This is a genomic window from Pseudomonas sp. FJ2-5-13, assembly GCF_029201605.1.
In the GTDB taxonomy this organism is placed as follows: Bacteria; Pseudomonadota; Gammaproteobacteria; order Pseudomonadales; family Pseudomonadaceae; genus Aquipseudomonas; species Aquipseudomonas lactis.
This window is the reverse complement of record NZ_CP104045.1, coordinates 1306525-1316980: the sequence shown is the minus strand read 5'-3', so window position 1 is coordinate 1316980 and position 10456 is coordinate 1306525. Positions and strand designations below refer to the sequence as shown.

8 protein-coding genes are annotated in these 10456 nt (G+C 58.5%); 6 read left to right on the top strand and 2 right to left on the bottom strand.

Annotation, left to right across the window (positions count from 1 at the left end; genetic code table 11):
- Positions 1-100 precede the first annotated feature (100 nt).
- From N2A98_RS05810 to N2A98_RS05795, 4 genes are read left to right on the top strand one after another with little or no spacing between them, the layout of a single operon-like run.
- Positions 101-1975: a GGDEF and EAL domain-containing protein gene (locus tag N2A98_RS05810; RefSeq protein WP_044274723.1), complete on the top strand. Its 1875-nt coding sequence runs from the start codon at positions 101-103 to the stop codon at positions 1973-1975.
- A 34-nt stretch (positions 1976-2009) separates the two neighbouring features.
- Positions 2010-2975, top strand: coding sequence for a cytochrome c peroxidase (locus tag N2A98_RS05805; RefSeq protein ID WP_044274724.1), 966 nt, complete (start codon positions 2010-2012; stop codon positions 2973-2975).
- A complete protein-coding gene (locus tag N2A98_RS05800; protein ID WP_275623141.1) occupies positions 2972-4789 on the top strand; it encodes a DAHL domain-containing protein in 1818 nt (605 codons plus the stop codon). Before N2A98_RS05805 ends, N2A98_RS05800 begins: the two co-directional genes overlap by 4 nt.
- Positions 4786-6165 carry an ATP-binding protein gene (locus N2A98_RS05795; RefSeq protein WP_125969594.1) on the top strand — a complete coding sequence of 460 codons (1380 nt, stop codon included), beginning with the start codon at positions 4786-4788 and terminating at the stop codon, positions 6163-6165. The genes N2A98_RS05800 and N2A98_RS05795 overlap by 4 nt, the downstream gene beginning before the upstream one ends.
- A 20-nt stretch (positions 6166-6185) precedes the next feature.
- Here N2A98_RS05795 and N2A98_RS05790 read toward each other — a convergent pair whose 3' ends face one another.
- Together N2A98_RS05790 and N2A98_RS05785 are read right to left on the bottom strand one after the other, a co-directional pair.
- Positions 6186-6458, bottom strand: a complete 273-nt coding sequence (locus N2A98_RS05790; protein ID WP_003188912.1) for a type B 50S ribosomal protein L31 — start codon at positions 6456-6458, stop codon at positions 6186-6188.
- An 840-nt stretch (positions 6459-7298) separates the two neighbouring features.
- Positions 7299-8177 carry a hypothetical protein gene (locus N2A98_RS05785; protein ID WP_275623140.1) on the bottom strand — a complete coding sequence of 293 codons (879 nt, stop codon included), beginning with the start codon at positions 8175-8177 and terminating at the stop codon, positions 7299-7301.
- 259 nt (positions 8178-8436) lie between these two features.
- Here N2A98_RS05785 and N2A98_RS05780 point away from each other — a divergent pair, with 259 nt between their 5' ends.
- A complete protein-coding gene (locus N2A98_RS05780) occupies positions 8437-10056 on the top strand; it encodes an FMN-binding glutamate synthase family protein (RefSeq protein ID WP_044274709.1) in 1620 nt (539 codons plus the stop codon).
- A gap of 12 nt (positions 10057-10068) precedes the next feature.
- Positions 10069-10353 (top strand): putative quinol monooxygenase, encoded by a 285-nt coding sequence (locus tag N2A98_RS05775; RefSeq protein ID WP_044274710.1) that lies wholly within the window; start codon positions 10069-10071, stop codon positions 10351-10353.
- The last annotated feature ends 103 nt before the right edge of the window (positions 10354-10456 follow it).

The following is a 10456-nucleotide window of genomic DNA, read 5'->3' as shown; positions in this document are numbered from 1 at the left end:
AACTCAACTATGCTGCATTGCATACTCGCGCCCCGTTCAGTTGTGGAACCAGGGAAGGAATTGTCATGCCATCAAGCCTTTTGCATGTGCCGAGTGCGCCATGAAGACGGAATCGGGCCGGGCCAACCGGCGCATCCTGATCGTCGACGACACCGCTTCGATCCACCAGGATTTTCGCAAGATCCTCTGTGCCGACGAGCACGGCGAGCCCTCCCTCGATACTCTGGAGTCCGCCCTGTTCGGCACCACGGCGCCGGTGCGCCAGGCGTTTGACCTGGACTCGGCCTATCAGGGGCAAGAAGCCTTGGCGCTGGTCAAGAAAGCCCTGGACGCCCACTCGCCCTACGCCATGGTGTTTATCGACATGCGCATGCCCCCTGGCTGGGACGGCCTGCACACCATCGAACAGCTGTGGGAGGCGGACCCCAACCTGCAAATCGCCCTCTGCACGGCCTATTCTGACTATTCCTTCGAGGCCATCGAAGCACGCCTGAAATACAACGACCAACTGCTGATCCTGAAAAAGCCCTTCGACCACCTGGAAATCCGCCAGATGGCCAGCGCCTTGACCTGGAAATGGCAGCTGGCCCAGGACGCGGCCCTCAAGGTGATCAGCCTGGAGCGCACCATCGAGGAACGCGTGCAAGAGCTGCTCAAGGTCTCGCATTTATTGCAATACGACGCACTGACCGAGTTGCCCAACAGCACCTTGCTCGGCGACCGACTGACCCAGGCGATCGCCTTGAGCCGGCGGCACGACACGCAACTGGCGGTGATGTTTCTGGGGCTCGACCGCTTCAAGCGCATCAACAACGCCCTGGGCTATCCGGCAGGCGACGAGGTGCTTGCGCAGGTGAGCCTGAGCCTGGTGGCGGCGATACGGGCGTCGGATTCGGTGTTTCGTTACGGTTCCGACGAGTTCGTGGTGCTGCTCAACGATATCCAGCATCCCCAGCAAACCCAACATATTGCACAAAAGGTACTCAATGCCGTCAGCGCGACTCGCCATGTCGCGGGGCATGACCTGAGTGTGAGCGCCAGCCTGGGCATCAGTATTTACCCCAATGACAGCGACAACGCCGTGGGCTTGCTCAAGCACGCTGAAACTGCGATGCGCACCAGCAAAGAACGCGGCCCGGGGGATTTCACCTTTTACACAGAAGACATGAACCTGCGCGCCCAGCATCAGCAAAACCTGGAAAGCGCGATCCGCCAGGCGCTGGACCGCGATGAGTTTGTGCTGCATTACCAGCCCAAGCTGGCGCTGGAGTCCGGGCGCATCGTCGGCGCGGAAGCGCTGACACGCTGGTTTCGACCGCAGTCGGGCTGGGTCAGCCCAGCGGATTTTATTCCTGTGGCCGAAGACAGCGGCCTGATCGTACGCCTGACCCAATGGGTACTGCGCCAAGCCTGCGCACAAGCCCAAGCCTGGCGCGAGATGGGCCTGGCGCCTCTGCGCATGTCGGTGAACATCTCGGCGATCGACTTTCGCCAACGGGACTTCGTCGACAACCTGGCCGCCATCCTTGAAGAAACGGGCCTGCCGCCCACCCAATTGGAACTGGAAATCACCGAAAGCGTGCTGATGCAGAACGTCGATGAAACCGTGGAGACCCTGCAAAAGATCAAGGCCATGGGCATCCGCCTGGCCCTGGACGATTTCGGCACCGGCTACTCCAGCCTCAGCTACCTGAGGCGCTTTCCCATCGACGTGCTGAAGATCGACCAATCCTTCGTGCGCGGCCTGCGCATCAATAGCCAGGACGAACAGCTGATCAGCGCTATCATCGGCATGGGCAAGAGCCTGGAGCTGAACATCATTGCCGAAGGCGTGGAAACCATTGACCAACTGAATTTCCTCAAAGCCCAGCAGTGTGAAGAGGGCCAGGGCTTTCTATTCAGCAAGGCGCTGCCTTCGAAAGATTTTGTGCAGTTGCTGCAAACGGATAGCGCGACACTGATGCCCGATCAATAAAATAAATAGCCCTAGGCCTGCAAGGAGTGCTCGCTTGAGCAACGTCGTAAACCACCGTTCTGGCCTGATGTTGGCGTTATGCCTGGGCACCGCACCGCTCGCAGCCGCGCCGCTGAACGAAGCGCTCAAGCCCTTGCCGGCGGTTCCCGTACTGGACCCGGTCAAGGTTGAGTTGGGTCGCCAGCTGTTCAATGAGCCGCGCTTGTCGGTCAACAACACCTTGTCCTGCGCCAGCTGTCACCAACTGACCAGCGGCGGCGCCGACAACAAGCCGTTCTCCATTGGCTTTGACGGCAAGCCGGTGCAGATCAATACCCCTTCTGTGTTCAACGCCAGCCTGAACTTCAAACAATTCTGGAACGGTCGGGTGGACACGCTGGAGGCCCAGGTCGAGCAGGTGGTGATCAGCCCGGTGGAAATGGGCAGCGACTGGAATACCGTGGTGCACAACCTGTCCACCCTGCCCGCTTACCAGAACGCGTTCAAGCAGGCCTACCCCGATGGCGTCACCGCCTCCAATGTGCAAAACGCCCTGGCCACCTACGAGCGCACCCTGCTGACACCCAACTCGCGGTTTGACCAATACTTGCTGGGCGATACCGATATCCTGACCACACAGGAAAAATACGGTTATCAACGCTTCAAGGACTACGGCTGCATCGCCTGCCACCAGGGGGTGAACATTGGCGGCAATATGTTCCAGAAGTTCGGCGTGATGGGCGACTACTTCAAGGCCCGCGGCAACCCGCTGGAATCGGACCTGGGGCGCTACCTGCTGACCCAGGATGAAGAGGACCGCCATGTCTTCAAGGTGCCCAGCCTGCGCAATGTGGCCGTCACTGCGCCGTACTTTCACGACGCCTCGGCCAAGACACTTGAAGAGGCGGTTGACGTGATGTTCAAGTACCAGTTGGGGCGCAACCCGTCCCAGGAAGACAAGGACCTGATTATCCAGTTTCTCAAGACCCTGACTGGCGAATGGGCGGGCAAGCCACTATGAGACCCTTGTCACGCCGACATACCAGCCAAATCCTGCTAGGCCTTATCACCCTGTTCCTGGCCTCCACACTGGTGTTTTTGTACCTCAAATCTTCGCGCGACCAGACAGCCACTTATACCCAGTCGCGTGACTTGATCCGCCAGCTCCAGCAGCTCAATGCCCAGTGGGACAGCGAAGTGCTCAAGGCCCGCATCGCGATTACCCACAACTACGACCCACTGGTCACACCGCTGACCGAAATGACCCGCATCGGGGCTGAACTGCAGAGCCGCAACACCTATCACAGGGCTGCCGACCTGCCCGGTTGGCAAACCAGCCATGCCGCGTATCTAAAGGCCATCGAAGAAAAAGCCCGGCTGGTCGACCAGTTCAAATCCCACAACGCGGTGTTACGGAACTCATTGGCTTTTTTGCCGACGGCCGAGGACGACATCCAGGCCCAATTCAACAGCATGACCGACGAAAGCCGGCTGCAACTGCAAAGCGTGGCCACCGACACCTACGACCTGCTGCTCAGCAGCCTGGAGTTCGCCCAGGTCACCAGCGACGAACGTGCCGCCGATATCCTGGTGGGCTTGGGCAAACTGGCCATCAACCAACAGAGCCTGCCCAGTGAGTTCCAGGCACCGGTAGAGATTCTCAGCAATCATATTTCGCTGATCCTGCGCGAACAGCCACGGGTCAACAGCCTGCTTGAGCAGATTGCCGCCGTGCCGGTGGCCGAACACCTGGATGACCTGACCACCCACATTAATCAAGACCAGCAAGCCGCTGACCTCATCGACCACCAATACCATCGCTACCTGCTGATCTTCTCGACCTTGCTGGTGGTGCTACTGCTTTACCTGGCGGTGCGCCTGTTGCGCAGTTTTGCCGAGATCAACCGCGTCAACCGCGCGTTGCAGGCCGCCAACGAAACCCTGGAGCAACGGGTGGAGCGGCGCACGCAACAGCTCAAGGATGCCCAGAGCGAGCTGATGGACAGCGCCCGCCAGGCCGGCATGGCAGAGATCGCCACCAACGTGCTGCACAACGTCGGTAACGTGCTCAACAGTGTGAATATCTCTGCCGACCTGGTCAGCCGCAAACTGCGCGCCAGCAAGGCGCTCGGCCTGGGCAAGGCGATGCAGTTGATTAACGCCCACCAGGGCGACCTGGGCACTTTCCTCACTGAAGATGAAAAGGGCAAATTGCTGCCGGGCTATCTGAACCAGTTGGTCGAAGCGATTGCCATCGAACAGCAAGGCATGAGCGATGAGCTGGCGCAGTTGAGCAAAAGCGTGGACCACATCAAGGACATCGTCTCGACCCAGCAATCCTATGCGGGTGCGTCTACCTTGCTGGAGCCGGTCAATATCAGCGCCTTGATGGACGACGCCCTGCGCATGAACGCCGGCGCGCTAAGCCGTCACCATGTCACTGTTGTGAAGGCGTACGCCCCGGTGCCGGAGATCTTGGCGGACAAGCACCGGTTGCTGCTGATCATGGTCAACCTGATCAGCAATGCCAAATACGCCATGGACAAACTGTCTGAGCGGCCACGGCAAATCACCCTGGCGGTGGAATCGGTAGGCGACGAGACCCTGAAGATCAGTGTGAAGGACGACGGCGAAGGCATACCGCCTGAGAACATGGCACGCATCTTCACCCACGGTTTTACCACCCGCAAGGAAGGCCACGGCTTCGGCCTGCACAGCTGCGCCCTGGCCGCCGTGGAAATGAACGGCCAGCTCAGCGCCCACAGCGACGGGCCGGGCCTTGGCGCCGTCTTCACCTTGACCATCCCCTTGACCCTTGCCGGAAGCAGCTCATGAACCAACCTCCCAACCGGCGCATCCTGCTGATCGATGACACACCGTCCATTCATGAGGATTTTCGCAAGATCCTGATGCCCGACGAAGCCTCAACCGAAGCGCTGGATGAGATGGAGTCGGCACTGTTTGGCGACGCGGCCAAACCTCAAGCCCAGACGTTCGAACTGCACGGCGCGTATGGCGGCGAGGAAGGCCTGGGCTTGCTGACCAGCGCCATGGCGCAACAGCGGCCCTATGCCTTGGCCTTCGTCGACATGCGCATGCCCCAGGGCTGGGACGGTGCCAAGACCATTGAAGAGCTGTGGAAAGTCGCCCCCGATTTGCAAGTGGTGGTGTGCACCGCCTACTCGGACTACTCCTGGGATGACCTGCTGTTTCGCCTGCACGCCCACGACCGCCTGCTGATCCTGAAAAAACCATTCGACAATATCGAAGTCCAGCAAATGGCCAACACCCTGGCCAACAAATGGGACATGGCCCGCCGCGCCTCCCTGCAAACCTCGCAGTTGGAGCGGTTGGTGGAAGAGCGCACCCAAGCGCTGCAACTGGAAATTGAAGAGCGCAAGCACCTGGAAAGCCAACTGGTGCAGTCGGAAAAACTCGCCTCACTGGGGCAACTCGCGGCCGGTGTCGCCCATGAGATCAACAACCCCGTGGGCTTTATTTCCTCCAACCTCAGCACCCTCGACGGCTACTTCAAACAGCTGCAACAGATGCTCGATGCTTACCAGCGCAGCGAAGCGCATATTGCTGAGCCAGAACATCGCGACCCACTCACGGCATTGCGCAACGAGCTGGACCTGGATTTTCTCAAGGACGACATTCCGATCCTGATCCGCGAGTCCAAGGATGGCATCGGCCGTGTGGTGCAGATTGTCAAAGACCTGAAGAACTTCTCACGGGTGGATAACGACCAGACCTGGCAATTTGCCAACCTGCAGCAAGGCATCGACTCGACACTGAACATTGTCGCCAGCGAACTCAAGTACAAGGCCGATGTGATTAAGCACTACGCGCCGCTGCCGGAAATCGAATGCCTGGCCTCGCAACTCAATCAGGTGGTGATGAACTTGGTGATCAACGCCGCACAAGCCATGGGCCCGGAGCGCGGCACCATTACCATCAGCAATGGGGTGGAAGGCGAACACGTGTGGCTGGAAGTCGCAGACAACGGCTGTGGGATTGCCCCCGACACCGTGCAGAAGATTTTCGACCCGTTCTTCACCACCAAGCCGGTGGGCGAAGGTACGGGGTTGGGCTTGTCGTTGTCCTACGGGATCGTCAAGAAACACCGTGGCGATATCAGCGTCAGCAGTGAGCTGGGCAAGGGTACGAAGTTTCGGGTGGTACTGCCGATTCGGCAGACGGCGGCGTAGGACACGCCGCCGACTCATGCTCATTCATCCGCTTTTTTCGGGCTCGATCCAAACGAGGCAAAGCGCTTGTTGAACCCGGCAATCCGGCCTTCGGCCTGGGTCTTGCGCTGCTGGCCGGTGTAGACCGGGTGCGAGGCGCTGGAGACGTCCAGCGGGATGTAGGGATAGGTGTTGCCGTCGCTGTGTTTATGGGTGCGATCACTGTCGGCGGTGGAACCGATGAGGAAGAACACGTCGGCGGCAGTATCGTGGAACAGCACGGTGCGGTAGTCGGGGTGGATACCAGCTTTCATGAGGCCTCCGGGGCGTCTGGGTACGGTTGATTTGTTATACAGTAACACAAGATCAAGCAGCCAAACGAGAACCTATTGCAATAAGAATAGATTGCGCAGATCTATGGATATAGGTATCTCCCCCCGCGATCCAGATGTGGGAGCTGGCTTGCCTGCGATGGCCATAGGTATCTACACAACTTCGATACGACGCTGGACCTGTGGCGAGGGAGCTTGCTCCCGTCACGACCGGACAGCTGGCGCCTATCTCCCTGAGGCACCGCAATCCAAATGTGGGAGCTGGCTTGCCTGCGATGGCGGCCTGACAGTCAACGCAGCTGGATTGTGTACATATCCATTGCTGCGGTAACGGCCACTTAGGGTTCCGCCCGGACGGCGGCTCACTTTTGAACAGCGCAAAAGTAAGCAAAACGCTCTTGCCCCACCACTCGGCACCTCGCCTAGGCTCGGTGTGCCCGTAATCCGCCAGTGATTTTGGGGGCCGCCGCCACGCGCCATCCATGGCGCGGGGCGGCTAAACCGGCATCCCTGCCGGTTTACCCCCCAAATCACTGTCGAATTCCGGCCAGCGTGGTTTGACGGGGCGCCTGAGATCAAGATCAAGAGCAGATCAAGAGCGGCTCGCTTCGCATCGTGGTTACCGTTGAGCGCTACAGAGTTGTGTAGATACCGATGCTGCGATGGCGGCCTGACAGCCTACGCATGCCTACCTGACGGGCCAAGATCGTCTACCACGACAAAGTTGTGTAGATATCTACGGACTTATCGGGCTTGTAGGAAATCAATTTCCAAGAATCAAAGCCATCTGGTTGAACGCCAACGGTTAAGCCCCCTCCGATTTCAGCTGCCCACCTTATTCAACACAGTCTTGACCTGTTCCGGCGTGGCCTCATTTTTGTTCACAGCACTGGCATACCCTTTTACGACACCCCAGATATTTCCCCGCGCAGCACTGGCGAGTGCTTGATCAAAACCATCGACCCGGGTTTTGTCAAAACCATCCTTGGCCCCCTTGAGGGCCCCGCCCCCCCCCTGGTCTGCATTGCCGATGCCCAGAAGAATATTGCTGAGCCCTGGGATGAACCAGGTTCTCTTTCCAGCTGCGCTGGCAGCCCACTGCAGATTATCTTTGTTGGTGCCGTCGGCCTTCACATGGGTATCGCTGGTGCTATCCAGGCGGTGATCGTCGCGCAAGGCGTAATAACCCTGCTCCGTAAAATCTTTCCACATACCAGCCGGAGTTCCGCGCCGGGCATCACCGCTACGGGTGATTCCTTCAAGGTCGCCATTGCCATGGGCTTTGCCTCGATGTTCGCCGTCAGCCGATAAGGACGTATCAATATAGTTGAGCACCCGTGCAACGTTGAAGGCAGCATCCGCTCGTGCTTCAGGGGCTTTGTTATTGCTCGTCCAATCACCCAGAAGTTTATAGGCCAATGGACGATTAATATCTTTTTGATGACCGAGGTTTTTGAGGATCGGATTGTCGTTGATGATTTGTTCCGCAATGCGGTTATCACCCGGTGGACGGCCCGTGGCAAATTCCGGCTTTCGGCTCACATCCTGCTCAGGTTTCTCAATACCTTGCATTTGTTTATGTTCTTGGGCGATCTGCTCGCGCTGCGAGCCGGTTAACTGGCGTTTATCCCAGTCGTGACTGGAAGGCGCAGAACTCCAGACACTGGAAAAAACATTTGCTGCCACAATCGATGCCATCATAGGTAAGTCACTCGCTTATATCGTTATAAATTCCCTCTTGATAAAAGTGTCCTTACTTTCCCGATGCCCGGTCACAACCAGACACCCAATGAGTGGTGTCGGGGGCGTCATACGTTCCTCTATCAAGCTGATAGATATTTTGTCTGTACAAATAAGCCGAAGTATAAAAAAACGACTGGGAGATCAATCCTTGTCCGTGCTTTGACGACAGGTGCAGAATGGGCAATCGACCTGAAGAGTCCGAACCCAAGGAAACCGTATGAGCCTGTCCTTGTTAAGCCGCTACGCCTTCTTCGCTGTGTGTGTCATTTTCACCCTCGCCAGCCTCCCCTTTATCGAACATGAATGGCTGTGGCCGATCACGATAGTCACCGGTGTACTCAGCCTGATCGGCATTTTCGACCTGCTGCAAACGCCCCACGCGGTGCGCCGTAACTACCCGATCCTGGGCAATATCCGCTACCTGGTGGAAACCATTCGCCCGGAAATCCGCCAGTACCTGCTGGAGTCCGACAGCGACGCCCTGCCCTTCTCCCGTGCCCAGCGCTCGCTGGTGTATTCGCGGGCTAAAAACGAAACAGCAGACAAACCTTTCGGCACCCTGATTGACGTGTACCAGTCAGGCTTCGAATTTATCGGTCACTCCATGCGCCCTGCGCCCCTGAGCGACCCCAGCAGCTTTCGCGTGATGGTCGGCGGCCCGCAGTGCACGCAGCCGTACTCGGCGTCGGTGTTCAATATCTCGGCGATGAGCTTCGGCTCGTTGAGTGCCAACGCGATCCGCGCACTCAACCACGGCGCCAAGCTCGGCAACTTTGCCCACGACACCGGCGAAGGCAGCATCAGCCCCTACCACCGAGAAAACGGCGGCGACCTCACCTGGGAACTGGGCAGCGGTTACTTCGGCTGCCGCACCAGCGACGGCCGTTTCGACCCCGAACGCTTCGCCGTGCAGGCCCAGAACCCGCAAGTGCGCATGATCGAAATCAAGATGAGCCAAGGCGCCAAGCCCGGCCATGGCGGAATTCTGCCCAAGCACAAGGTCACCCAGGAAATCGCCGACACCCGCGGCATCATGATGGGTGAAGACTGCATCTCGCCGTCGCGCCACAGCGCGTTCTCCACACCAATCGAGCTGATGCAGTTCATCGCCCAGTTGCGTGAACTGTCCGGTGGCAAACCGGTTGGCTTCAAGTTCTGCCTAGGCCACCCGTGGGAGTTCATGGGCATTGCCAAGGCCATGCTCGAAACCGGCATCCTTCCGGACTTTATCGTGGTCGACGGCAAGGAAGGCGGTACCGGCGCCGCGCCGGTGGAGTTCACCGACCATATCGGCGTGCCGCTGCGCGAGGGCTTGCTGTTTGTGCACAACACCCTGGTGGGCCTGAACCTGCGCGACAAGATCAAGCTCGGCGCCAGCGGCAAGATCGTCAGCGCCTTCGACATCGCCAGCGTCCTGGCCATCGGCGCCGACTGGGCCAACTCGGCACGCGGCTTTATGTTCGCCATTGGCTGCATTCAGTCTCAGTCATGCCACACCAACAAATGCCCGACCGGCGTGGCGACTCAAGACCCGCTGCGTCAACGCGCCCTGGTGGTGCCGGACAAGGCCCAGCGCGTATTCAACTTCCACCGCAACACCCTGCACGCCCTGGCAGAAATGCTCGCCGCCGCAGGGCTGGAGCATCCGTCGCAATTGTCGGCCAAGCACTTGGTACGGCGCATGTCGGCGACTGAGATCAAGCTGTTTTCACAGCTGCATGTGTTCTTGAAGCCCGGCGAGTTGCTCACTGGGGAGGTGAACGGCGAGTTTTATTCGCGGATGTGGCAGATGGCCCGGGCGGATAGTTTTGAGCCCCATGAAATCGCTGCGGCCTAAAGGACACCTAGCATGTTGAAAGTCATCGCTGAAGACTTTATCAAGCCCGAACATCTGGAAACCGTGCGCCCGTGGTACGCCGAACTGGTGGAAAAAACCCGCCAGGAACCGCTGTGCATCGCCTACGAGCTGTTTGTCGATCAAAAAGACCCTGGGCACTTCGTCTTCATCGAACAGTGGCCCGATCAGGCAGCCCTGGATGCGCATTGCCAGACCGAGCACTTCACCCGTTTGGTACCGCAGATCAATGCGTATCAAGCCAAACCGTGCAGGGTCTTGCTGATGGACGCTTTCTGAGAATACCCCGCTTGTCTGAAACGGGTGCGCACTGTCAATTCTGACAGTAGATGATTTTGCTCTGATGCAAAACACTTGAAGGCATCAACCTTACCCATGGACG

Excerpts from the sequence above, each read along its gene's own strand:
- N2A98_RS05795 (WP_125969594.1), top strand. The coding sequence starts at position 4,786 with ATGAACCAACCTCCCAACCGGCGCATCCTGCTGATCGATGACACACCG.
- N2A98_RS05775 (WP_044274710.1), top strand. The coding sequence starts at position 10,069 with ATGTTGAAAGTCATCGCTGAAGACTTTATCAAGCCCGAACATCTGGAA.
- N2A98_RS05790 (WP_003188912.1), bottom strand. The coding sequence starts at position 6,458 with ATGAAAGCTGGTATCCACCCCGACTACCGCACCGTGCTGTTCCACGAT.
- N2A98_RS05810 (WP_044274723.1), top strand. The coding sequence starts at position 101 with ATGAAGACGGAATCGGGCCGGGCCAACCGGCGCATCCTGATCGTCGAC.
- N2A98_RS05785 (WP_275623140.1), bottom strand. The coding sequence starts at position 8,177 with ATGATGGCATCGATTGTGGCAGCAAATGTTTTTTCCAGTGTCTGGAGT.
- N2A98_RS05800 (WP_275623141.1), top strand. The coding sequence starts at position 2,972 with ATGAGACCCTTGTCACGCCGACATACCAGCCAAATCCTGCTAGGCCTT.
- N2A98_RS05780 (WP_044274709.1), top strand. The coding sequence starts at position 8,437 with ATGAGCCTGTCCTTGTTAAGCCGCTACGCCTTCTTCGCTGTGTGTGTC.